Origin of the sequence: Metabacillus herbersteinensis (assembly GCF_042433335.1) — a bacterium.
Lineage (GTDB): Bacteria > Bacillota > Bacilli > Bacillales > Bacillaceae > Metabacillus > Metabacillus herbersteinensis.
The window spans coordinates 1-25,033 of the sequence record NZ_JBHLVO010000008.1; the positions used below are offsets into that span (position 1 = coordinate 1).

The 25,033-nt window shown below is 37.6% G+C and carries 21 protein-coding genes and 1 pseudogene; 8 read left to right on the forward strand and 14 right to left on the reverse strand.

Translation table 11 applies throughout. The annotated features are described in order from the left end of the window. Positions 1 to 174: 174 nt before the first annotated feature. From ACFFIX_RS11340 to ACFFIX_RS11375, 8 genes are all read right to left on the reverse strand, one after another. On the reverse strand, positions 175 to 1,002 hold the full coding sequence (locus ACFFIX_RS11340; protein WP_378933949.1) for a carbohydrate ABC transporter permease: 828 nt from the start codon (positions 1,000 to 1,002) through the stop codon (positions 175 to 177). Between the two features lie 12 nt (positions 1,003 to 1,014). After that, positions 1,015 to 2,271, reverse strand: coding sequence for a carbohydrate ABC transporter permease (locus ACFFIX_RS11345; protein ID WP_378934257.1), 1,257 nt, complete (start codon positions 2,269 to 2,271; stop codon positions 1,015 to 1,017). A gap of 252 nt (positions 2,272 to 2,523) precedes the next feature. Beyond that, positions 2,524 to 3,843 carry an ABC transporter substrate-binding protein gene (locus tag ACFFIX_RS11350; RefSeq protein ID WP_378933951.1) on the reverse strand — a complete coding sequence of 440 codons (1,320 nt, stop codon included), beginning with the start codon at positions 3,841 to 3,843 and terminating at the stop codon, positions 2,524 to 2,526. Positions 3,844 to 3,896: 53 nt separating this feature from the next. After that, positions 3,897 to 4,910: a LacI family DNA-binding transcriptional regulator gene (locus ACFFIX_RS11355; RefSeq protein WP_378933953.1), complete on the reverse strand. Its 1,014-nt coding sequence runs from the start codon at positions 4,908 to 4,910 to the stop codon at positions 3,897 to 3,899. 363 nt (positions 4,911 to 5,273) lie between these two features. Next, positions 5,274 to 6,680, reverse strand: a complete 1,407-nt coding sequence (gene hemY, locus ACFFIX_RS11360) for a protoporphyrinogen oxidase (protein ID WP_378933955.1) — start codon at positions 6,678 to 6,680, stop codon at positions 5,274 to 5,276. A 264-nt stretch (positions 6,681 to 6,944) separates the two neighbouring features. Beyond that, positions 6,945 to 7,880 carry a ferrochelatase gene (gene hemH / locus ACFFIX_RS11365; RefSeq protein ID WP_378933957.1) on the reverse strand — a complete coding sequence of 312 codons (936 nt, stop codon included), beginning with the start codon at positions 7,878 to 7,880 and terminating at the stop codon, positions 6,945 to 6,947. A gap of 75 nt (positions 7,881 to 7,955) precedes the next feature. Next, a complete protein-coding gene (hemE, locus tag ACFFIX_RS11370; protein WP_378933959.1) occupies positions 7,956 to 9,008 on the reverse strand; it encodes a uroporphyrinogen decarboxylase in 1,053 nt (350 codons plus the stop codon). 261 nt (positions 9,009 to 9,269) lie between these two features. Beyond that, positions 9,270 to 11,411 carry a transglycosylase domain-containing protein gene (locus tag ACFFIX_RS11375; RefSeq protein ID WP_378933961.1) on the reverse strand — a complete coding sequence of 714 codons (2,142 nt, stop codon included), beginning with the start codon at positions 11,409 to 11,411 and terminating at the stop codon, positions 9,270 to 9,272. Positions 11,412 to 11,557: 146 nt separating this feature from the next. Between ACFFIX_RS11375 and ACFFIX_RS11380 the strand changes: the two genes are divergently transcribed. Both ACFFIX_RS11380 and ACFFIX_RS11385 read left to right on the forward strand, forming a co-directional pair. Continuing rightward, the gene (locus tag ACFFIX_RS11380) at positions 11,558 to 12,064 is read left to right on the forward strand and encodes an antibiotic biosynthesis monooxygenase family protein (protein ID WP_378933963.1); all 507 of its coding nucleotides are present in this window, start codon (positions 11,558 to 11,560) and stop codon (positions 12,062 to 12,064) included. Between the two features lie 221 nt (positions 12,065 to 12,285). Continuing rightward, positions 12,286 to 13,695 (forward strand): hypothetical protein, encoded by a 1,410-nt coding sequence (locus ACFFIX_RS11385; RefSeq protein ID WP_378934259.1) that lies wholly within the window; start codon positions 12,286 to 12,288, stop codon positions 13,693 to 13,695. Between the two features lie 264 nt (positions 13,696 to 13,959). Here ACFFIX_RS11385 and ACFFIX_RS11390 read toward each other — a convergent pair whose 3' ends face one another. Beyond that, positions 13,960 to 14,154 carry a phosphatase PAP2 family protein gene (locus tag ACFFIX_RS11390; protein WP_378934261.1) on the reverse strand — a complete coding sequence of 65 codons (195 nt, stop codon included), beginning with the start codon at positions 14,152 to 14,154 and terminating at the stop codon, positions 13,960 to 13,962. Beyond that, positions 14,147 to 14,605: a phosphatase PAP2 family protein gene (locus tag ACFFIX_RS11395; RefSeq protein ID WP_378933965.1), complete on the reverse strand. Its 459-nt coding sequence runs from the start codon at positions 14,603 to 14,605 to the stop codon at positions 14,147 to 14,149. The genes ACFFIX_RS11390 and ACFFIX_RS11395 overlap by 8 nt, the downstream gene beginning before the upstream one ends. Positions 14,606 to 14,750: 145 nt before the next feature. Between ACFFIX_RS11395 and ACFFIX_RS11400 the strand changes: the two genes are divergently transcribed. Next, entirely contained in the window at positions 14,751 to 15,956 is a 1,206-nt protein-coding gene (locus ACFFIX_RS11400) for a M20 family metallopeptidase (protein ID WP_378933966.1), read from the forward strand. Positions 15,957 to 15,991: 35 nt separating this feature from the next. Here ACFFIX_RS11400 and ACFFIX_RS11405 read toward each other — a convergent pair. Continuing rightward, a pseudogene (locus ACFFIX_RS11405) lies at positions 15,992 to 16,141 on the reverse strand (EcsC family protein); the annotation flags it as partial. 387 nt (positions 16,142 to 16,528) lie between these two features. On the opposite strand from ACFFIX_RS11405, the gene ACFFIX_RS11410 reads away from it, so the two are divergent. From ACFFIX_RS11410 to ACFFIX_RS11430, 5 genes are read left to right on the forward strand one after another with little or no spacing between them, the layout of a single operon-like run. After that, positions 16,529 to 18,049: a spore germination protein gene (locus ACFFIX_RS11410; RefSeq protein ID WP_378934263.1), complete on the forward strand. Its 1,521-nt coding sequence runs from the start codon at positions 16,529 to 16,531 to the stop codon at positions 18,047 to 18,049. Between the two features lie 29 nt (positions 18,050 to 18,078). Further along, on the forward strand, positions 18,079 to 19,272 hold the full coding sequence (locus ACFFIX_RS11415; protein WP_378933968.1) for a Ger(x)C family spore germination protein: 1,194 nt from the start codon (positions 18,079 to 18,081) through the stop codon (positions 19,270 to 19,272). 6 nt (positions 19,273 to 19,278) lie between these two features. Then, the gene (locus ACFFIX_RS11420) at positions 19,279 to 19,512 is read left to right on the forward strand and encodes a hypothetical protein (RefSeq protein WP_378933970.1); all 234 of its coding nucleotides are present in this window, start codon (positions 19,279 to 19,281) and stop codon (positions 19,510 to 19,512) included. Positions 19,513 to 19,530: 18 nt separating this feature from the next. Then, positions 19,531 to 20,646, forward strand: a complete 1,116-nt coding sequence (locus ACFFIX_RS11425; protein WP_378933972.1) for a GerAB/ArcD/ProY family transporter — start codon at positions 19,531 to 19,533, stop codon at positions 20,644 to 20,646. Positions 20,647 to 20,687: 41 nt separating this feature from the next. Then, positions 20,688 to 21,803 carry a GerAB/ArcD/ProY family transporter gene (locus ACFFIX_RS11430; RefSeq protein ID WP_378933974.1) on the forward strand — a complete coding sequence of 372 codons (1,116 nt, stop codon included), beginning with the start codon at positions 20,688 to 20,690 and terminating at the stop codon, positions 21,801 to 21,803. 186 nt (positions 21,804 to 21,989) lie between these two features. On the opposite strand, the gene ACFFIX_RS11435 is transcribed toward ACFFIX_RS11430, so the two are convergent. Genes ACFFIX_RS11435 through ACFFIX_RS11445 form a run of 3 tightly spaced genes read right to left on the reverse strand, consistent with a single transcriptional unit; the run spans position 21,990 to position 24,663 of the window. Then, positions 21,990 to 22,703 carry an EcsC family protein gene (locus ACFFIX_RS11435; RefSeq protein WP_378933976.1) on the reverse strand — a complete coding sequence of 238 codons (714 nt, stop codon included), beginning with the start codon at positions 22,701 to 22,703 and terminating at the stop codon, positions 21,990 to 21,992. A 3-nt stretch (positions 22,704 to 22,706) separates the two neighbouring features. Beyond that, entirely contained in the window at positions 22,707 to 23,930 is a 1,224-nt protein-coding gene (locus tag ACFFIX_RS11440) for an ABC transporter permease (RefSeq protein ID WP_378933978.1), read from the reverse strand. Then, complete coding sequence (locus ACFFIX_RS11445; protein ID WP_378933980.1) at positions 23,917 to 24,663, reverse strand: ABC transporter ATP-binding protein; 747 nt, start codon at positions 24,661 to 24,663, stop codon at positions 23,917 to 23,919. The genes ACFFIX_RS11440 and ACFFIX_RS11445 overlap by 14 nt, the downstream gene beginning before the upstream one ends. Between the last annotated feature and the right edge of the window lie 370 nt (positions 24,664 to 25,033).

Sequence of the window (25,033 nt, forward strand, 5' to 3'; positions counted from 1 at the left end):
AACTGGACTTGGCAAGGTCCAAAAATGGCCTAAATGATGATCTCGGAGAGGTCTACTATTCTCTATAATTGCTTCAAATCCAATAAAAAAATCAAAAAGGAGTTCGGAATGAGGCATTCCGAACTCCTTTTGTCTACAAACTGTAAGGTGTCCCTATTAATATAGGGGCACCTTTTACTCTTTAACCGAACCTGACGTTAAGCCAGAAACAATTCTTCTTTGGAACACTAAAACCATAATCACAAGTGGAACTGTTACGATAACTGTCGCAGCGGATATTTCTCCCCAAGGAATCGTGAATTGTCCTTGGAACATAGCTATACCAACTGGAACTGTTTTGTACGCTTCTTCGGTGTTCAATGTTAAAGCAAAGAGGAACTCATTCCAGGCTGCAATGAAAACAAGAATTGCCGTTGTGAAAATTCCCGGTAATGCGAGTGGTAAAATGACTTTAAAATACGTTTGCATCATCGTCGCACCATCGATTTTTGCAGCTTCCTCTAAGTCAAACGGAATTTTCCGGAAAAAGGTGACGAGTAACCAGATCGATAATGGTAATGCAAATGTTGTATAAGGAATGATTAATCCTAAATAACTATTTGTTAAACCGATATTCTTCAAGAAAATATAAATTGGCGATATTGTTGCGATTTGCGGAAACATTGAAACCGAAAGAACAGTACCTAATATAATCGCCTTACCTCTAAATCGAAGTCTTGCAATCGCATAGGCTGCAAATGCTGCAACAAAAACGGTATACACGGTTGTAATTGTCGCGACGACAGTCGAGTTCCATAGATATCTTAGAAATGGATGATTCACAAATACCGAAATATAATTTTCAAATGTTGGATTCGCAGTAATCCAAGTAAATGCTTTATCACCAAATAGCTCTGTTGCTGGCTTAATTGATGCAAGCAGAACCCACAGAAATGGAAACATGACGAGAAAAACAAATATAGCTAGAAATACATAAAACATTGGTCCGGCTTTCTTATTCATTTTTTCACCCTCCTATCTCTTTTCACCGTCAGATAGTAAATCAGAACCTAATAACTTAATAAAGATGGCTGAAATGATTGCGACACAGATAAATACAATAACAGCAAGGGCAGAGCCTTCACCGAAGTTTGTTTGTGAGAACATGACTTTATAGGCGAGAATTGAAATCGTTTCCGTTGAGTTAGCAGGCCCACCACCTGTTAGAACATAAACTAAATCAAAAACTCGGAATGCATCTAATGTTCTAAATAAAAGTGCCACTAGAATGCTCGATTTAATTAAAGGAAGTGTAATGTTAATAAATTGCTTCCATTTTCCAGCTCCATCGATGGATGCTGCTTCGTATAAGCTGCTCGGAATTGTTTGCAGACCAGCTAGCAATAGCAACGCCATGTAGGGTGTTGTTTTCCACACATCTGAGAAAATAACCGCAAACATTGCCCCAACATTTGTTGTAAGTAAATCCCCCATTGATTCGACGAGTCCTATGTTTTCAAAATATTTTGCCACAATTCCATTTTGGCCATCATATAAAAACTTCCACATTAACGCGGATACAGCAGTGGGAATAGCCCAAGGAATTAAAATAGATGCGCGTACAAGTCCTCTTCCAAAGAAGGCTTTATTTATTAAAAGCGCAATAGCTAATCCAAGAACAAGTTCCACAGAAACTGAAATCACTGTGAAAATCATTGTATTTGAAATCGCAGACCACATTCGTTTACTTTTGATATTTTCTTGATAATGTTCTAAGCCAATAAAATTTGGTTTAATAACTGATTCACTTAGTCCATTTGCAAGTCCAGTTACTTTATCCTGTTGTTTAAATTCAGCAGTTGTTGCTAATTCGTTTACTTCGTCGCTTAATAGAGTTAACGTATCATCAAGTTGATTTGCCGTTTCTCCATCTAACTCAACCAACCTTAATTCAGAACTCGGGACTTCATAATTGTTTAAAATGTCGTTTACTTCGGTATAGCGTTGTCCATGATCTTTTTGAATTTCCCCATCTGCCTGCTCAAGTTCACCGACAATTTTCTCAAGTGAGCCTTTTAGGTCTTCAGGAGCATCAGCTTGTTCATTTTCAAGAGCACTAATTAAAAAAGGATAGCTGTTTAAGTATTTTTCTAAATCTAAGCTATGCTCTAAATGTAACTCAGATTTGGTTGGATCATTAAGACGATAATCAAAAAGACTAAAATAAAAGGATTGAAAAACAGGCCAGATGGCGATTGCTAAGATTAAAATAAGTGATGGGGCGACAAGCATGTAGGCTAAGCGCCGCTCTTTTCTTTTGCTTGAATTTTCAGGTTTCTTTTGTTTCGACAAAGCATTTCCCTCCTTTTGCAGGTAAAAGGATAGCCTTCAGCTCTAGCCGAAACTAGGGTAGAGCTGAAGGCTATTTTCTTTACTTGTTACATAAGTAAGTCTAAACTTTTTGACTTAAATTGCGTTTCTGACTCCAGCTCCGACGCACAGGACGTGCTAGTGCAGTCAATGCGACAGGACGTCGCGTTTTTGTTACTGCATTACTGCATTAATTTCTTCTTCCATTTTCACAACTGCTTCTTCAACTGTTTGCTCACCAGCAATTGCTTTTGAAACGTTGATTTGGATGATTTCAGAAACTTCTGGGTAGTTAGGAGCAACTGGACGTGATACTGCGGCTTCTAAAGCTGATTGGAAACCTTCTTCAGCGAAGAATGGGTTTTTCTCTAATACTTCTTGATCTTCAAATACTGAAGGTAGCGTTGGAGCTAATCCTCCATAGATTGCAGAGATTTTTTGACCTTCTGGACCTGTCATGAACTTAACGAATTCCCAAGCTTCTTCTTTGTGCTCAGAGTACTTGTTAATTCCAGCCATCCAACCACCAAGTGCTGCGCCTGAACCTGCATCACCAGCTGGAAGTGGAGCTACACCAATTTTGTCAACAATTTTAGATTCGTTTTCATCATTTGCTAAATTCCATTGATAAGGCCAGTTACGAATAAACGGTGATTGACCTTCAATAAATGCTGTGTGTGATTCTACTTCAGTAAACGTTGTAATATTGCTAGGAACTGCATCAGAAGTTGCAATATCCACTAACATTTGAAGACCTTTAATTGTTTCTGGGCTGTTTACAGCAACCTTACCTGTTTCATCTAAAATTTGACCACCGTAAGCAGCAATAAACTCAACTGCATTACATACTAAACCTTCATATTGCTTTGCTTGCATTAAGTAACCGAATTTCGTTCCTTCTTTACCCTTATTTTCTTTGGCAGCAGCTAAAAGCTCTTCCCAAGTTTTCGGAACTGCGTCTGCAGAGATAATATCTGAACGGTAGAAAAGCATACCTGTGTCGATGAACTTAGGCATTGCCCACTGCTTACCATTGAAGTTTGCAGCAGAAAGTGCACCTTGGTTGTATTCATTAACATCAATACCGTCTTTTTCAAGAAAACGATCAAGCTCTAATAAGTATCCAGCTTGTGCGAACTCAGCTGGCCAGATAACATCTAAATCCATGACATCAATTTCAGTTGATTCAGAATTTAGCATCGTTACATATGCATCATGCTGCTGACCTGTGTCAGATGGCATTTCTTTTAGTTTCACTTGAATATTAGGATTATTTTTGTTGAACTCTTCTACAAGTTTTGCACTAGCTTGAGTGGAATCCTGCCCTCTTGCAAAAACTAATTCTACAACTTCATCTGTTTTTTCTTCTGTTGCTTCTTTGTCTTCCCCTTCGTTTGTGGAAGAGATACTCGTAGTTGAACCTCCACCAGAGCATGCAGCAAGTAGTAATACTGCAGCAAAGAACACCGCGAAAAATTTACCCATTTTTATCATTCTATTTTCCCCCTAAAATGGTAATCTAGCATTGTGAAATCGATTCCTAGTGCTTATACATTTGCAAGTTTTTTTGAAATAGTAGATTCTCGAATCACTAATTTCATAGGGAATTCGTGCTTTTCGAGAGAGTAATTCCTTTTACTTTGAATTCGTTGAACCATTACTTCCAATGCCTTATGAGCCATTTCTTCAACTGGTTGATACACTGTCGTAATCATCGGATCGAGTAATTCTGTGATTTCTTGGTTATCAAAGCCGATAACAGCCAAATCGTCTGGTACATTCCAGCCAAACTTTTTAGCTTCTGAGATCATACCTGCTGCAACTTCGTCTCCACCTGTAAAAATAGCTGTTGGTGGGCAAGTCATTTCTTTCAGTTCTCTGAATACTCGTTTCCCATCTTCAACATGAAAGGCGTTTCGGAATGCATAGCGTTCTTCAAATTGTACGCCTGCTTCAGTTAACGCTTGTCTAAATCCGCGTTCTCTTGCCATAGAAACACTGCTTCTGTAACCACCGCAGCAATAAGCAATTTTACTATGCCCTTGACTAGTTAAATGCTTTGTCGCAATATACCCTCCATATTGTTGATCAAGAAAGATCATCGGAACCTGTGCTTTTTCAACGACTTCATTGCATAAAATAATAGGACCATATTCTAAAAAGGGCTCTATTACATCCCAATCGTTTTCGAATGAAACCATGACCACTCCGTCTATTTGTCTCGTTTTTAATAGATTCAAATAGGTCAGTTCCTTCTCCTGTGAATATTGAGTTTGACATACAATTAGTTGATAATTTTGACCTGATGCGGCATTTTCAAATGACTCAATAAATTGACTGAAAAATGGGTTCATCACCCTTGGAATAAAAACAGCAATAATATCAGTTTTTTGGTTTCGGAGACTCCGTGCCGATGAATTAGGCACATACCCCAAAATATCCATCGCTTCCTGTACTAGTTTTTTCTTTCCTGCAGAAACATACGGATGATTATTGATGACTCTAGACACGGTTGTTCTTGAAAGTCCAGCCAACCTTGCTACATCTTCTATTGTAGACAAATGTTTCCCTCCCTACTTGCGAATGCTTGCACCTCCTACTATAAAAGTATGAAATCGTTCTCACTTTCAAATTATATGTAATAATGTAAGGGTTTTCAACAGTTATTTTTCGATAATTCAGTAGATTTTTACTTACCATTATCGCAGGAAAGAAAAAAACCATCTAACAACTGTATATACAAGTTAATTTGTATATACAGGTTCTGAAAATTAGTATACAAAAATAATAAAAAAAGAGACTGAATTTTCGAAGCAATAAAGATCTACTCCAAAAACAGTCTCTTTTATGGTTAAAAACTATCTTTAAAACTTCCTTCATGAAAGTCTATTCTTGATTGTTACTTAGTTTTTTGAAAACATGATTCACTTACCAATATGCTTCAATACTTCTTGTACTGCCTGTTTTCCTTGATCAATGCAATCGGGTATGCCAATCCCCTCATAGGAAGATCCTGCTAAATAAAGACCCGGGTACTGTGTATCTAAGGTTTTTTGAATCGACTTAATTTTTTCGATATGTCCAACATTGTATTGCGGCATTGATTGTTTCCAGCGGGTGACATAGGAGAATTCAGGTTTTGCGGTGATCTCCATTTTTTGCATTAAGTCATGTAAAACGGTTTGAATGATTTCTTCATCTGGTTGTTCAACAATCGCTTCATGCCCCGCTTTTCCCACATAAGCCCTAAGCAATACTTTGCCTTTTGGGGTCGAGTGCGGCCACTTCTTATGTGTCCATGTACAGGCTGTCATCGTGTAATCTTCGTTTCTAGATATGACAAAGCCAGTTCCTTCTTTGTCCATTTTGACTGCATCTTCTGTAAAAGCCATTGCGACCGTTGCCACTGAAGTTGCCGGCATTTCTTTAAAGTAAGCAAATTCAGGCTCATTGTTGAGCATTTGCGGAACTGTAAAATGTGGCGTAGTCATAACGACTGCATCTGCCAATTGAATAGTTCCATTACTTAATTTAAGCTCGTATTGATTGTCTATTTTGTGAATATCGGCTACCTTTGTGCCTTTTATCAACGTCGTTTGATCTAGTTTGCTTTCGATCGCATCAACTAAAGACTGCAGTCCACCTTTTACTGTCTGAAAAATCCCTTTGCTTGGTGTATGTTTCGCAGCATTTGATGGCGTTGTTTTTCGCATACCTAGGATTAAGCTTCGATGTTCTTGCTCCACCTTGTAAAACTGTGGAAAGGTTGACATAAGGCTAAGTTTATCAATATCACCTGCATAAATTCCAGATAATAAAGGCTCAATTAGATTCTCAACGACTTCATCACCCAAGCGTCTACGGAAAAATTGTCCAAGTGACTGGTCGCCGGTTACTTTATTAGAAGGTAAAACAAAATCTGCTGCAGCTCTCATTTTCCCAGGTAATGAAAAAAGACCAGTTGAAATAAACGGACTCATTTTCGTTGGAATTCCCATTACCGCCCCAGCTGGAATTGGATGTAGCTGATCTTTCACCAACACGTAAGATCTACCTACCGCATTGTTGACGAGCTCATCACTTAGCCCTACATCTTTAACTAGCTGTGGACCACTTGTTTTTCGTTCTAAAAATGAGTCAGGTCCCCGTTCAATCACATAGCCATCACGATGGATGGTTTGAATTTTCCCACCCAGTCGTGGGCTGGCTTCAATTAATGTAATTTCAATTGAGAGTTGTTTTTCTATTATTTCTTTTTGCAAGTAAAAGGCTGCAGAAAGTCCTGTAATCCCTCCGCCGATAATGACAACCTTTTTTTTCTTGGTACTCAATTAAATCGCCTTCTTTTTAACGTTTTAAACAAAAAGCGCAAGCGCCTTGGTCAGCCCCGACAAGCATAAGACAATTATAAATAAAAGGTGGCCTTCCTTTAATTTATAATTGGCTTATGACCTCGAGGGGCTAGGCGCTGGCAGTCAAAGACGCGACGTCCTGTCGGACTGACCGCACTAGCACGTCCTGTGCGTCGGAGCTGGACTTACGAAACGCAAACTTACTTTTAAATTTAAAATAAATTCTAACATATAAACAAATGGTCAGTTACGCTTTAAGTGTTTTAAAATAACCGTTGCCATACAATCAATGAATTCTGGTTGTGCATTTGGCATTTCTGGACGATAGTAATTGGCGCCCACTTCATCAGTGACAACTTTACATTCATAATCGTTGTCAAATAAAACTTCAAGATGATCGGCTACAAAGCCAACGGGTGTATACACGAAGGATCTAAAACCCTTTTGTTCATAAAGATCGCGTGTTAAGTCTTGAACATCAGGTCCTAACCAAGGTTCAGGTGTATTCCCCGCACTTTGCCAGCCAATGACATAGTTCTCAACTCCAGCAGCCTCTGCAATTAAGTCCGCAGTTTCTTGAAGTTGCTGTGGATATGGATCACCTTGGGAGATTATTTTTTCAGGTAAGCTATGTGCAGAGACAACTAACACAGCCTTCTCCCGCTCAGATGCTTCCATTTTATCAAACGTTTCTTTTACTCGATCTGACCAATAGCTTATAAATTTAGCCTCTGTATACCAGCTTTCAACAGAAGTAATGGTTGGTGCGCCTAATTTTCCAGCCTCTTCTTTTGCTCGTCCGTTGTAAGACTTTACACTAAAGGTAGAGAAATGTGGTGCCAGTACGATACTGACAGCCTCCTCAATTCCATCTTGATGCATTTGCTTTACTGCATCTTCTACAAAGGGTTCGATATGCTTTAAACCTAAATACATTTTAAATTCCACTTCATCTTGAAGGGTATTTAAATGCTCTTCAAGTGATTTTGCTTGGTCTAATGTGATTTTTGCAAGTGGAGAAATCCCTCCAATTGCTTCATAGCGATCTTGTAAATCTTTTAGCATTTCGGGCGCTGGTTTTCGACCGTGACGAATATGTGTGTAATAACGTTCAATATCTTCTTCTTTATAAGGAGTACCATAAGCCATTACCAGAAGGCCGATTTTTTTCTTTGACATGCTTTTTTCACCTCTTGTTTTATCTTCAAGGTCTTATTTTGACATGAGTGACGCAAGAATTCCAAATTGAATGCTCTACACCTGCTCTACCTGCTTGGAATAGTCATGAACAAAGCTTGTCAATTTTTTAAGGATTTCTGGATTGACTGATGGAAATACACCATGTCCCAAGTTGAACACATAGCCGTCCTGTTTCATGCCTTGATCTAAAATTTCCTTTGCTCTACTTTCAATAACTTCCCATGGAGCAAGTAGAATTGCTGGATCTAGATTTCCCTGCAGTGTTTTTGTAAGTCCCATTGATCTTGCTTCTGCAACGGGCAGTCTCCAATCTAAACCAACTACATCTAACGGAAGATCATGCCACTCTTTTGCTAAATGACTAGCTCCTACACCAAACATGATTAACGGAACATTTTCATCGCGAAGTTCACTAAAGATCCGCTCCATTGTTGGTTTTATGTAATAGCGATAATCAGCTACATTTAATGCTCCTACCCATGAATCAAACACTTGGACGGCTTTTACACCCGCTTTAATTTGCGATTTAACGTATGTCACACACATTGTGGCAAGCTTGTCCATAAGTGCAAACCATGCTTTAGGCTCAGCATACATAAACGCTTTTGTCTTGTTGTAGTTTTTCGATGGACCGCCTTCAATCATATAGCTTGCTAACGTAAAAGGTGCCCCTGTAAAACCAATTAACGGAACGTTTAATTGTTCGGTTGTTAATAGCTTTATTGTATCTAGTACGTATGGAATGTCTTGTTCAGGATTTAACTCCCCAAGCTTTTCAACATCCAAAAGCGAACGGATCGGGTCATCAATAACCGGACCTATTCCTGATTTGATTTCAACATCTACACCAATTGCAGGCAGGGGAGTCATAATATCTTTGTAAAGAATCGCCGCATCTACGTCATACTGCTCTACTGGCAGCCTTGTTACATACGCACAAAGCTCAGGCTGATGAGTAATTTCGAACAAGCTATATTGCTCTTTTATTTTCCGATATTCAGGCTGTGAACGTCCCGCTTGTCTCATATACCAAACTGGTACATGCTCCGTTTTTTCCCCACGACATGCTTTTAAAAAAGTATCATTTATAACTCTTGGTTCTTCCATTAAAAAAAATCCACCTTTCTATGTAAAGTCTAGGCCCATTTCTTTGTAAGCCAAGACATTCGGGTGACATATACGTACGTTTCTGATCTCGCCAACTTCACTTATTAAAAACATAAGCTGAGTTATTAAAGTCGTAATCTTAAGTATAGAGTCACCTTTTTTATTTCGCTATCCGATTAATCCTGTCATTATCAATATAACGTTTTGGTATTGGGTTGTATAGATACGCTCATAATATGTCGAAAATTCGTCTTAATTTAATTAGGGATTTGATGAAAACAAACTCGGCTTAACGGGACTTGTGCCCTTGCCTTCCTGTTTTGTTTGAACATTATAAGGAACAACTTGGTACACTGAATCCGAAAAAACATTTGCGTATGGAATTTCATATGAACCTTCTCCTGTAACAGTACCAACCAGCTTCCCGGTGCCACGGTCGTTTTCGTAAATTCTGTAAACGACTCGGTCATCTTCTTGAGGCTCCCAGTTAAGCATAACGGTGATTAATCCAAAGGGTTGAAATGTAAATTTTGCCTCTATACGTTCAATATCCTTCAATCGAATGGGGCTTTCGAGATCATTAATTCCATCTGGAACTTGAAACGCAAGGTTTTGGGATACTTGAGACTTAGTCAAAATTTCTTTAAAGAGTTTTGTCGGATAAGAGCTACCATGGACAAGATGATGCTTTTCATCTGTTTTGTCATACCCCATCCAGACCGTGCCTACGACCTTTGGTGTATAGCCTACAAACCAGGCATCCTTTGATGCTCCACTTTTCCCTGTAAACGAGGTCGTTCCAGTCTTACCAGCTAATTCTCCCGTAAATTCACCTGATTGCGCCGTGCCATCTTCAACAACATGTTGAAGCATTCTCGTCATGTTCCAAGCTGTTTGAGGTGAATATATTTGTTTGTTCGCTTCCTTTACTTCTGCAATTACTTTGTTATCGCGATTCACGATTTTTTGAATGAGATAAGGCTCGCTATAGTTTCCGTTTTGTGCAAACGTCCGGTAGGCATTTGCAATTTGTAAAGGAGCCACTCCATTCTCTAGTCCTCCCAAGGCAATAGCTAGCCCTTCATCATCGATTTCCATACCTATCTTACTTAAGTATTCCTTGCTTTTATCAACACCTAGCTCATTTAACGCCCACACAGCTGGTGCATTTTTAGAAGCAACAACGGCATCAAACATCGACACTTTTCCAGAATACTTTCCATCATAATTTTTAGGAGAATAATCTCCATAAGATAAAGCCTCATCCACAAGCAGAGAATAAGGTTGGAACTTTTTTTCTTCTAGTGATGGTCCATATACTGCAAGAGGTTTAAAAGTCGATCCGGGTTGTCTTATCGTATTTAAACGATTCAATCCTTTAGGAACATAGTCTCTCCCTCCAATTGCAGCTAAAACCCCACCTGTTTCGTTGTCCATTAACACAAATGCACCTTGTGCGCCTTCGTCTGTTCCCGGAAAATAATTATTTTCTTTGAATAAGTCAAAGGCAGTTTTTTGAACTTCTCTATTTAGTGGGACTGTAATCGTATATCCCCCACGTAATAACTCTTCATTTGAGAGTGAATAACGCTCCTTTGCTTCATCAAACACCATGTCAACATAAGTTGCTAACCAATAATTTTCTTGCTGTTCTTTTATATTTAAGCTTAACGTTTTCCCTTGTGTTCTTATCACTTCTTCATAGGAAATGAACGCCTGATCGCCCATTAAGCTAATAACTAAATCTCTTCGTTGCTTACTTTTTTCAGGATTGTTTATGGGAGAATAAGTTGTTGGCGCCTTAGGTAGGGCCGCTAAAAGAGCCCCTTCTTCAAGAGTCAGCTCTGATACATCTTTGTTGAAATAAAAATTTGAAGCAGCTTGTACTCCATATGCTCCATGTCCAAAGTAGACATGATTTAAATACATCTCAAGTAATTTGGGTTTTGTATATCTATCTTCTAAATTAATGGCAATGATTGCTTCCTTTGTTTTTCTCAAAAGCGTTTTATCATTTGTTAGAAAAATATTTTTAGCAAGCTGTTGAGTGATTGTACTTCCACCCTCCACCTTTCCTCCTGCTAAAATATCTCGATATAGAGCCCTAGCAATAGCCTTTGCATCTATTCCATGATGATCATAAAACCGCTGATCTTCAACTGCGATGAATGCTTCTTGAACATGTGTTGGAATGGTCTCTATTGAAACAAGCTCTCGATTCTCTAAATACAACCTCGTAAGGTCATTCCCTTCTTCATCAACGAGTTTTGAAGCTGAATTCATCACTAATTTTTCTTCGTCGATTACATAATTGCCCATAAAAATAATAAACATATAGCCACTGATTGCCACCACAATAGTTAGTGAAAGAATAATGACAGAATAAAGTAGTTTTTTCTTCATTTCACCACCCCTTTTATATATGTATAAAATATTTTATAACCTTAGCTTAGTATTGTTAATAATAGGCATGTATATGTGTAATACTTTTAAAATTGGAAAAGAGTTGAATTTGAATATATAATGAAGAAAAAATGAGGTGGAAGCAAATGAATTTCTATATGACCTTTGGTACTGTTGATTATTTGCATAAGACCGTTACTCGTCACCCAAATGAGCAGCTGCTACTCATGAGTAATAACGACACTGGGATTCTTTTTCACGAAACAGAAGACAATTCAATATTTAAAGAACCAAAACGTTATGAAGTTATAGATTCTACTGGTGGTTTACCTAAAAACGGGTTTGCTGTTTTGAATAATATTCCTGTTTCCGACGAGGGTCGACCATTATTTGAGACTCGCTTTAAGGAAAGAGCGAAGTTAATAGAAAAGGAACCAGGATTCGCGTCAATTCGGGTTTTACGACCAGCAAACAGCGACACATATATTATTTTAACATTTTGGGATACTGAACAATACTTTAAGGATTGGCAGCAATCCCAAGCATACAATCAGGCACACAAAAAAAGAGGCACCTCTGACGGAGTTGATCAAAAGTCAATTTTCCCACGTCCTTCTTATGTTACGACATATTATAGTGTGGATATAGAGTAGATTGGGAAAGCCAGCTAGGTGCTGGCTCCTTATTCGGACAAACCTATTGTAAATATGACAATATTTCCTTGGAAATGACACCGTACTTCTACAATTTTGGGAGGTAAAATACCCGCACTCCTTATTATGTGGGCGCTTTAGTTCATAGTACTAGTAATTCTGAACCATTTCATCACATTATCACCCTTTCCAACATACCCTATATGAAGTTATATAGGCTAATGCCGGGGAGTGATGAAAATGGGGTAGAGCTAACGTTTATTCATTGGACCTATGTTTTATTTATCTTTGGAATTGTCGGTTTTATGTTGTTTCGACGTGACACAACAATTGTTTCAATCGTAGGGATTTTTGCAATTTCTCTCGCTGCGAGCTTCTCACTAAGTGAGTCTGTTAGTAGTCTTTTTAATAGCTTTATTTTTGCCGTAACAGAACTCATGCCGACAATTCTTGTGATTTCAATCATTGTTGCCATGAGTAAAATCCTCACCATTTCAGGTGTGAATGAAGTGATGATTTCACCATTTTCTAAGATTATCCGCACCCCAACGCTTGCCTATTGGACAATAGGCTTTGTGATGATGTTCATTTCTTGGTTTTTCTGGCCTTCGCCTGCTGTTGCTTTAATTGGCGCAGTGTTGTTACCAGTGGCTATTCGTGCTGGACTGCCTGCATTAGGCGTTGCCATGAGTATGAACTTATTTGGACATGGAATTGCTTTATCCGGAGACTTTATTATTCAGGCTGCACCAAAACTAACAGCAGATGCAGCAGGAATTCCTGTTGGTGAGGTTATTCAAGCTAGCATTCCATTGGTTTTCGTTATGGGGGCTGTCACAACGATTGTCGCTTACATTTTTTTAATGAGAGATATGAAAGCAAATAAACCATTTCCTGTGCTATCAACCACATCCTCACCACTTCAAGAAAAAAAGAAAGACCTCTTATCTAACACTTCGAAGAAATGGTTTGCTTTCCTTATTCCTCTAATTTTCCTGCTTGATGTTTGGATCATGTATTCTCTCAATTTACAAGGTGGGGACGCCACTGCGTTAATTGGCGGAACCTCAATCATTATTCTAATTGTCATTACTTGCTTTTCTCACAAGAAAAAAGGCTTAGAAAAAACGACTGCTTATTTAATTGAAGGTTTTCAATTTGGATTTAGAGTGTTTGGTCCAGTGATCCCAATTGCAGCTTTTTTCTATTTAGGTGATGCAGGATTTCAGAAGATTGTTGGTGACTTCTTACCTTCTGAATCTCAGGGAATTGTCAACGATCTTGGGTTAGCATTGGCTACAGTTGTTCCTTTAACTCCTGAGGTTGGTGCGATTACATTAACAAGTGTAGGTATTGTAACAGGACTCGATGGATCAGGGTTTTCTGGTATTTCACTTGCAGGATCTATCGCTCAATTATTCGCCACTGCAATTGGTGCAGGAGCCGCTACCCTAACCGCATTAGGTCAAATCGCAGCGATTTGGGTTGGTGGTGGTACGCTTGTTCCATGGGCATTAATACCAGCTGCTGCGATTTGTGGGGTTGATCCATTTGAACTTGCAAGACGCAATTTAATTCCCGTTGGAATTGGCTTAGTTGTCACGACGATTGTTGCGATGTTTTTGATTTAAGAGATAGAGTTTTCCACTTTTATCGAATGTATCGATCAAGTATTTAATTATATCAATCAAGTTTCCATATATATCGATAAAGTATCACAATATATCGATCTCTGACAATAATCCACATAATTCGACTTGAATTTCCCAATAAAAAATCGCCTCACTACTCTGCATGTCCGCAGTAGAAGTGAGGCGATTTCTCTATTACCTTGAATCTGAGTTACACGACTATTAAATATTTACCGGTTTCCTCCATACTTCTTCCTAATTACCTTACAATGAAACATTCCGTTTACTACTTCTCTCCAACCACTTCTCGTTAATAAACTCATATAAAAATTGCATGCCGAACAACAAGATGATTCCACACATAAAGCCACCGATAACATCTGTTGAATAATGGGCCCCTTCAACTAAGCGGCTAATTCCTATAACTGCTAAGATAAATACGAAGAGGAGGTTAATCACCAAACGCTTCGCCCTGAGATCTAACCTTTAAAAGAAGAAAGTATACAAATAAACCATAAAGCACCGTCCCAACCATGACATGGCCACTTGGAAAGCTAAAGCCTTCATTAAGATGTCCTGGCACAATTGGACGTTCCTTTTCTGTAACTTCTTTTAAAAATTTGTTAAGAACGTTTCCTACGATAACCCCAATAAATAAGATGACAGAAGGCAACGGCTTTTTAAAGATAATAAACACAATGACCATAGAAACGAGCAAACCAATAATAATACCAACGGTCGAACCTAAAGTACCTACTGCTTCTAAAAACAAGAGAATTGTTGGTTGTTTAATCGATTGAAAGAATGCTCCAATCATTTGATCAAGCTTTGCTATGAAAGAAGTATGTAGCGAAATAATAAGGGCAATGACCACGAAAAATGAACTCCCGCTGATGATAAGCCTTTTCAAAGTATCTTCCTCCTACCTATATAATTACTTGAAATTTTAAACAATTTTGACTACAATCAAAACAACCTATTTCATTAATAGTTTAATACATTCAGAGATACTTACATATGTTTTTTAAAAGTATTTTTTAGAGGAGGAACGATATATGTCCGAGGTTTTGTGGTCTGAACTTGATGCACTTTTTCCTGAAATGGTGGAAATCAGAAGATATTTACACATGCATCCTGAGGTTTCTTTTCAAGAAGTAAAAACCGCCGGATATATTGTTGATTATTACAATCAGCTTGGTGTCTCTGTTCGTTCGAATGTGGGTGGAAACGGAGTTGTTGCGACAATAAAAGGAGGACATCCCGGCAAAACAGTTGCTCTTCGTGCAGATTTTGATGCCTTACCAATTCAAGATGAAAAAAATGTTCCTTATAAATCAAAGGTTCCTGGTGTGATGCATGCTTGCGGACATGATGGCCATACCGCCACATTATTGGTGCTTGCTAAGGTTCTCCATGAGAATCGAGAGCTGCTACAGGGTGATGTCGTCCTGATTCACCAGCATGCTGAGGAGTATGCACCAGGTGGAGCTAAATCGATGATTGAAGATGGCTGCCTAGAAAATGTTGATGTGATTTTCGGAACACACTTATGGGCAAATGAGCCGGTTGGAAAGATTCAGTACCGAGTTGGACCAATTATGGCGGCAGCTGATCGCTTTGAAGTTACGATTCAAGGTAAGGGTGGCCATGGTGCACAGCCCCATAAAACAAAGGATGCAATTGTTATAGGTGCACAGCTCGTCACAAATGTTCAGCAAATTGTTAGCCGTAAAGTCGACCCCGTTCAATCAGCAGTTGTCTCGATAGGATCATTTGTAGCTGATAATGCATTTAACGTCATTGCTGATTCTGCCAAGTTAATTGGCACTGTTCGAACATTTAATGACGATGTCCGAACACAGATTGAAGCTGATCTAGAACGGATTATTCATGCCACATGTTTAATGAACGACGCTGGCTACCAGTTTGACTATTACCGTGGTTATCCTGCGGTTGTTAACCATCCCGATGAAACAAACTTTCTAGTACGGATTGCAACTGATGTCCCAGGAGTATATGAAGTTGAAGAAAGCCCTCTTCAAATGGGCGGAGAGGACTTTGCATACTACTTACAACACATAAAAGGAACATTCTTTTACACAGGTGCAATGCCTGCTCAACCAGAAAACGTCTATCCACATCATCATCCTAAATTTGATATTGATGAAAAAGCTCTATTAATCGCAGCGAAAACTCTTTGTTCAGCTGTTATTCAATACCAAGAGCATAAAGACCTAACCAAAGCTGAGCTAAATGTCTAAACAATGACCAAAAAAAGAGATGCGACTGACAAAAATCAGCCCATCTCTTTTAGTTTTCTTAATCGGTAAGCATTCATTGCATACTTACCTAGATGCACCAGCAACTTGTAATTTGCAATACCCCCGCTATGGTTCCCTGGTATCATTTGCAACATCTTTACTAAGTCTATACAATACCAATATTCCTGCTGAACTGATGCCTCGAATTAGTAATAAGATAGCACTGTGGATCAAATTGAACAATGAATAGATAATAAGCTGCTTATTTTAAGTAGCTTATTTTTTTGCATCCAGCATGGATGCATTCTAGGGGTACTCATTTTTTACATTATTTTAGCTTAAATGGATAAATTACCATCTATTGTGGAAAAGTATGTAAAGTTAGTATGATTTTTAGGAGGTTGGCATTGAAAACCCGAATCCCTATACCTTTACAGAAATTATTAAAAGATAAACAGGCTGAAAAATCCAAAGAGCAATCTGCAAATCAAAATCAGAGGGAAAATCCAAAACCTAGCCAGAGTAAAAAGTATACTCAAGATCAATATAAAAATAAATCCCTAGACCAAACACTGAAACAACAAATAAACCTCATCTCTTCAGAACTTAAATACAATATAGAGCATATAAAGAAAACGTTGGGAAATAGTTCAGACATTGTCGTAAGGGATTTTCAAGCCGGTAAAAATGGAGAAATTAATTTAGGCATTATTTATACTGATGGATTATCTGACAAAGCCTTTATTCAAGATTTTATCCTTGAAACTCTTATGGTTGAAATTCGAAATGCGGACTTAGACTCCAATGTTGTAAATACAATCAATATGTTTGATGTGATAAAATCACACTCTCTTCCTGTAGGAGATATTGAGGAAATAAGTGAATTTCAAAAACTTTTTTTACATGTATTATCAGGAGATACAATCATTTTGATTGATGGTTTTCCAAAGGGAATTGCTCTCAGTTCAAGAGGTTGGGCCGATCGAGGTGTGCAGGAGCCTTCCTCGCAAACTGTTGTAAGAGGACCAAAAGATGGATTTTCAGAAACTCTGCGGACGAATACAGCTTTAATACGCCGTAGAATTAAAGATCCCAACTTGTGGCTTGAAACAAAACAAATTGGAAAAAAGACACAAACAGACGTCGCTATTATGTACTTAAAAGGGGTTGTCAATGAAAAAACGGTAACAGAAGTACAAAGTCGATTAAATCGAATCAACATAGATGCGATTCTTGAAAGCGGCTATATTGAAGAGCTCATACAAGATGAGGTATTTACTCCATTTCCAACTGTATATAATACTGAACGTCCTGATTCTGTAGCTGCCGCAATTTTAGAAGGAAGAATAGCAATTCTTGTTGACGGAACACCATTTGTTCTTGTCGTTCCCGCTCTTTTTGTCCATTTTTTCCAATCAAGTGAAGATTACTATCAACGGGCTGACATTGCAACATTAATTCGTTTACTCCGGTATTTAGCTTTGTTCCTTTCCTTGCTGACTCCGTCAGCCTTTATAGCAGTCACAACGTTTCATCAGGAAATGCTGCCAACACAACTGCTTATAAGTCTGGCCTCGCAACGAGAAGGCGTTCCATTTCCCGCTATTGTCGAGGCGATGATGATGGAGTTAACCTTTGAAATCTTGCGTGAAGCAGGGGTAAGAATGCCTAGAGCAATAGGTTCATCTATTTCTATTGTTGGTGCATTAGTTATAGGACAAGCGGCAGTTGAAGCTGGAATTGTTACCGCGACTATGGTCATCATCGTTTCCTTAACAGCAATCTGCAGCTTTGTGTTTCCATCGTTTAATATGTCCATTGCGATTCGGATCCTTCGTTTCTTGTTTATGTTTCTTGCTGCTACGTTTGGATTATTTGGGATTATTTTAGGACTAATCGTGATGGTCCTTCATCTTAACAGTTTAAGATCTTTTGGAATACCCTATTTAGCTCCAAACGCACCATTTATTCTACAGGATCAAAAAGACAACATTATTCGAATGCCGCATTGGTCATTGTTTTCTCGGCCTCGCTTGATCAATCAAAAAGACACAGACAGAGAAGACACACCTTCTCCAAAACCATCTAGTTAAAATGGAAGTCTTATCCGAGAGGTATTAAGATGAAAAAAACAATAAGCTTTTTCTTTATGTTCCTATTAATGATCAATATTTTAACCGGCTGCTGGAGCAGAAAAGAGCTCAATGAACTCGCAATTGCCACTGCCTTAGGTATTGATAAAACGGAGGATGGATATCTTGTTTCCGTCCAAATCCTTAATCCCGGCGAAATTGCCGGGAAAGGCAGTACTGGCCGCACGGAAGTTGTAAGATTTATGAAAAGCGGGGACACAGTTTTTGAAGCTATAAGAAAAATATCAACTGATTCACCTAGAAAAATATATGTAGCCCATCTTCGGGAAGTTGTAATTGGAGAGGAACTTGCCAGTGAAGGAATTGGAAAAGTCCTTGATATTCTTTCCCGGGATCATGAAATGCGTACTGATTTCTATATTACTGTTGCAAAGGGGTCTACCGCTTCCGATATTCTAAATGTCCAAACTGCTCTTGAGAAAGTGCCGGCAAATAAACTTTTTGACGCATTAGAAAATTCAGAGAAAAACTGGGCACCGACAAAGACCGTTAGTTTGGATGAGTTAATCAGCAGCATTGTCAGCAAAGGGAAAGAACCTATTCTAACGGGAATTTACCTATATGGCGATCCTGAAACTGGTAGTAACTTCAAAAATGTACAAGATGTTTCCCCAGAAACTGGTTTAAGAATCGACTCTATTGGAGTATTTAAAAGTGATAAACTTGTAGGTTGGTTAAATACAAATGAAAGCAAAGGCTTTAACTATGCAACAGATAATGTGTCCAGTACAATCGTCAATGTGCCCTGTGAAGACGGGAAAATTTCGATTGAAACGATTCGCTCTAAAACAAAAGTCAAGGGAAAAATGGAAAAAGGAAAACCTAAAATTGAGATTAATGTCTCTTCAGAAGGAAATGTCGGTGATGTTCAGTGCAAAGTTGATTTATCTAAAGAGGAAACAATCAAAGAAATAGAAGATAAATACAAAAATGAGATTAAAGATGAAATAGAAGCAGTGATAAAAAAAGTACAGGAGGATTATCAAAGTGATATCTTCGGCTTTGGAGAAGTGATTCATCGAACTGATCCTAAAGCTTGGAAACGAATTGAAACAAATTGGGATCAAGAATTTGAAAGTTTGGAAGTATCCGTTAAAGTGAAAGCAAAAATTCGTCGTTTAGGTACCATTACAGAATCCTTTCAAAAAGAAATCGAGGAGTAATGATCTATGTGGGCAATAATCGGAATTTTGTTTACCGGGTCTATCATTTCTTTGTTTGAAATACCTCCCCTTGTGAAAAAGAAATATTGGAGAGAAATCATTGTCTATTTCCTGTTGCTTACACCTGGTCTCGTTTTGAGTATTCTATTAATCAAAGATGTTTCCATTCCAACTCCTTTAGATATGATAACGAAAATTTATAGTCCTGTAACTTCTTTCTTCGAACGGATTCTGTCTTAGGGAGGCGACTCACAAATTATGCTCGAGAAGGGGAAAATTACTGCCGGTGAATTTCAAATAATCGTAATCACAATTACTGTAGGAAGTTCGATACTTGTTGCACCTTCTTTACTTGCAACGTTAGCTAAGCAGGATGCCTGGATTGCTTCTGTCTTAACGATTATAATCGGTTTGCTTTTTATATTCATCTATAATCAATTAGCCTCCCTTTATCCATCTATGACTTATGTTGAATGTAATGAAAAACTATTTGGAAAATGGATTGGCAAAATAACAGCGCTTCTATATCTTTTTTATGTTTATCACCTTTGTGCTGCTTTACTTAGGGAAATTGGGGATTTTTTAACTACTCAAGTAATGGTTGAAACACCGATCCAAATGATTATGATCATGTTCTTGTTCGTGAGCTTAATCGGTGTACGGTTAGGAATAGAAGTCATCTGCCGTACTGCAGTGATATTTTTCCCTTGGATCATAATACTGCTTTTCATGTTATTTTTTTTACTAATCCCTGAAATCAAATTTGAGAATATACAACCTATTTTTGGAGAAGGCATAAAACCAATTATGAAGGGCTCTTTTAGCAATTTAGGACTCCCTTATTTGGAGCTTATTGTATTTTTAATGATCACACCGTATGTTACTGAAAAAGCAAAAATAAAAAATGCATTTTATAAAGGAACAATAATCGGTGGTATCATCATAACTATTCTAATTACTTTCAGTACGTTAATATTGGGTTCTGACTTTACCTCAAGACATGCCTATCCTTCCTATATATTAGGGAAAAAAATAAGACTTGCAGATTTTATAGAACGGATCGAAGTCATTGTGGCAATCATTTGGTTTTTTACAATGTATTTTAAGCTGACTATTTTCTATTATGTGCTATCACTTGGACTAGCTCAATTATTTGGACTAAAAAATTATCAAATTCTGCTTTATCCGTTAGCATTTTTAATCATTACCTTTTCCATCATTGCACATCCGGATATTGTACATTTGCAAAACTTTATTCTTAAAACGTGGACACCTTATTCCTTAACCATATGTTTTTTTCTGCCCTTGTTATTATTAGTCATTGGGAAAATTAGAAAAAAAAAGTCTGCTTCCAAAGCATCTAAACAACTTTAAACCTTATTCATCAAAGTATTTAAAAAGGGGGGGTACTTACATTGGTCCAAAGCAAGATACAACCGATTCAACTTTTTGTCTTAATGGTTTTATTTGAACTTGGAAGTGCCGTGGTGGTTGGATTAGGCTTGGAAGCGAAACAGGATGCTTGGATAGCAATTTTATTGGGGATGACAGGAGGAATAGTCTTATTCTCTCTATATGTTTATCTATACACACAATATCCAACCTTGCCGTTAACAAATTATCTCGAAAAAATAGTAGGAAAATTTATTGGAAGAATTCTTGCTACTGTATATATTTGCCTTTTCCTATACATTGCAGCAAGGGTTTTAAGAGATTTATGTGATCTCTTATTGACAAACGTATTATATGAAACACCAATATTGGCAGTAGCTATAATGATGATGCTTGCAATCAGTTTTGGTTGTTACTTAGGGTTTGAGGTCATTGCTAGAACTGCTGAAATTTTTTTCCCTTGGGTTTTATTTTTCGGGTTTCTGTTTTTACTATTTATATTTATCAGCGGACTACCTAAAGTTGAAAACTTACAACCAGTTCTTGAATCTGGATGGAAGCCTGTATTTCAAGCTGCATTCCCTACGATAGTATCTTTTCCATTCGGAGAAACAATCGTATTTGCAATTTTTTTTCCCTATTTAAATCATAAAAAGCAGGTAATTACTGCAGGTTTTTCAGCAATTATCTTTAGTGGCATTCTTTTAACCTCTATTACTACCATTATGATCAGCGTTTTTGGTCCTTTTTTTGTCACGAAAATTACATTTCCCTTATTGGAAAGTGTAGGAAAAGTCAATATTGGAGAAGTTTTTCAACGGCTTGATCCTATCGCCCTTATTCTATTGATAATTGGAGGATTTTTTAAAATTACTGTCTTTTTCTGCGGGGCTGTTGAAGGGTTTTCTAGTCTTGTTAAAAAGCCAAATCTGACTAAGTTCTCTATTCCCATAATGGCTATAGCCGTAATAGTCATGGCAATTTTAATGGCCGACAATTATGTAGAACATATTAAAATTGGCCTTGACATTGTACCATACATACTCTTTATACCTTTATTTATGGTCATTCCTTTTTTATTGGTTGTCATCGTAATGATAAAAAAGAAAATTACGAAGAAAAAACAAACTAGAGGATAAGGAATTGAATATAAGCGATTTATAATACCAGAATTGAACTGAAAGGGAAAGAGAATCACGCAACCTTTCTAATGAATGACGCAAGTGACTAGTTTGACTATTACCGAGGCTATGTTTTTCCTTGATCTCATACAGAGGCCTGCAGGATGCAACGATAAAAAAAGAGATGTAACTGATTATAAAACATCAGTCTATCTCTTTTAATTTCCTTATACGATAGGCGTTCATTGCACACTCGCCTAAGTGTTGAAGCAATTTATAATTAGCAATACCTCCAACAACCGCTCCAATTCCTGGCATCAGTTGCAACATCTTAACTAAATCGATATAATCCCGATACTCCTGCTGAAAAACACGCCAATCCATTTCCTTTAACTCGTCTTTACGTTCGTCCCAGTTCTCAATCAACTCTAAAAGACTCTCCCGGTGTTCTTCACTTGAGAAGGCTAATTGAAAAACATACAGTAGAAATAGTCTTTCTTCATACTCCTTCGTGTCGTAACCGTAGAGATTAGCCGCTTCGAATAAAAACTTCATCTTAATGCTTAACAGCAAAGGGAAATCGGCTAACCCAAGAAAGATCCCTCCAGCTCCAGTACCCGCGCCCTCAACAGCTGCCGTTTTTTGAAATGTTTTTATGGACTCTTTAACAAGTTTTTCTCTTTCCTCTAATGAAAGATGAACAATATCTTTTTTGAACGTTGTAATGTTTGAACCAACTAGTGTTGCTTGGACCATTTTCTTGATGCTTTCTGTCATAACCGTATGAACTTTTTCTGGAATCAATCCATTGAGTTTATTTTGTGCTTTTTTCGACGTTCTCTCAAAAAGTGATGGGCGTCGAACTAAGTGCCTTTTCCAACGAATAACTTCTTCAGCCATATCTTTTTCATAGGTCATATTTCAACTTCCTTTACTGTTACTTAGCCGCTTTTTCATATAAATCACCACAAAAAGCAGGGCAAAAGCGAGGTTAACTGCCAATGTAATGACAAATCCTTGTACATTCATCGTCATTAATAATACAAGTGACAACAGAACAGCTTGAGTAACGAGTAGCTTTTGGATCAACAGTAGGAATTGCATTAATTTCTGTTGTTCACCTTTAGGGTAAAGAGTTGGAAGCTCTAATAAATCGTAATGCTTCATAAGACTCATTAATTGAATCCCAGTTAAAAAAATAACCAACAACCCTACCGCTAGGCTTCCATACGTATTATCTGCTGTATAGTATGTGATGACACCCCCGATTACTGTTAACCTTACAAAAATACCAAGGTAATCACCGGAACGAAGAAATGCTCTACTGAATAAATAGGAATACACATGCTCAGAGCCATATCGTCCAAAACGTAGCCACCAATCTAGATACCTGCGTCTCTTTGCGGACTTTTTAAGTTTTGGCACATCAGTAAATAAGTTGGCTAACTGATAAAAAAATTGTTTTTTTCTTGCTTCTTGATCAATTAGTTCTTCCCACTTTACTCCTTTTCCCGTAACCGCTTTTGTAAAATATGCGAGGTAGAGAACCATGATCACAAAAACCACTCCTGCAAAAAGATAAGCTTCTGAAAGAGTGAAAAAAATCGCAATAAAGTTTAGTGCGAATCGAACCGCTAAATCTGTTTTCTTTACGAGTGAGTCTGTATAAAATGAAAGCCTCCAGCTCACCGTTAAATTCCATGCTTTTATAAGGAGCAAAAGTATTAAACATAGTAGGAGTGTTGATCCCGTTGCATCGCTTACTTTGAAATATAATGGTGCAAAGACAATTATCATGACAACTATTACAAACATTTGACTAAAAAAACTATAAACAAAAGCTTGTTTAAAATACGTACTCATCTTTTTTTCCATCGGAAGTAGAAAAACAACATCTGGTTCTTTTAACAATGTTCTTACACTAGAGCCTAATAACAGAATTGTAAAAACAGCTGTCATTATAAAAATTGCAGGAAAATTTTCAGGCATATTTTCTAACCAGTCTTGATATGCAAGCGCTCCTCCTGCTGATAGGAAAATGAACACAAACAGTAAATGGTCATTTAACATGTATTTGAGATAGGATCTTAATTCAGTAATATGATGATTGAGTCTACTTTGCCAAATTCCCTCAATGCTCTTCATCTTGTTCTTCCTTTGTTAACTGAATATATAAATCGTCTAGAGTCGCATCTCTCATGTTAAATTGTTCACGTAATTGAGCTAAAGTACCCTCTGCTCGTACCTTGCCATTATGTAAAATGATAAACGCATCACAATACCGTTCAGCTGTTGCTAAAATATGTGTGGACATTAATATCCCTGAACCCTGCTGCTTAGCTTTATTCATTAATTCAAGCAACGCATTAATTGCTAAAGGATCTAACCCAACAAAAGGCTCATCAATAATATATAGTGCAGGCTCTACAAGAAACGCACACATAATCATAACCTTTTGCTTCATGCCCTTTGAAAAGTGAGCGGGAAACCATTTAAGACGCTTTTCCATTCGAAATTCTTTTAACAGTATTTGAAGACGTGCCTCGAAGGTATCTTTTTCGATGCCATAAGCCATTGCCGTTAATTCTAAATGCTCGTAAAGCGTTAATTCTTCATAAAGAATTGGCGTTTCTGGAATAAAACTAAACTGTGAACGATAGGCTTCGGGATCCTCTGCAAACGTACGATTATTGATGGCAATTGAGCCTTTATGTGGCTCCATCAAACCGATAACATGCTTAATTGTTGTACTTTTACCAGCACCATTTAGCCCAATCAAACCAACAATTTGTGATTTTTTTACTTCTAATGAAACATCTTTTAAAACAGGATTTCTTGTATATCCACCTGTTAATTGGTCTACTTTTAGCAGTGTCATGTCCGTTTCCCTTTCCAACCGTTTTCTTTATTTTATCAAAAAGAACTGTCTTTGTCCTTTTTGCACTAGTTTTAACTGACATGAAACATTTACACACAAATCAGCGATTTCTCAATTTCGTCTCCTCCTACTTTACAAACCCAAAACTTTTTCAGGAACTTTTGATTTACATTACATAAACATTTGATAAGTGGATATCATAATTATTGAGGAAGGGAAAGGTTGTTCTTTTCAAAAACCTTAAAATGAGGTGTTCGTCAAAGACAGTCTAGCTTTTCACTTTATGGAATTTTGTCAGTAAAGTTGTTATCCATTTAAGTACACTTACGAAATGAGGTGTCTGCGGGCCGTTACTTATTGTAATCGCAGC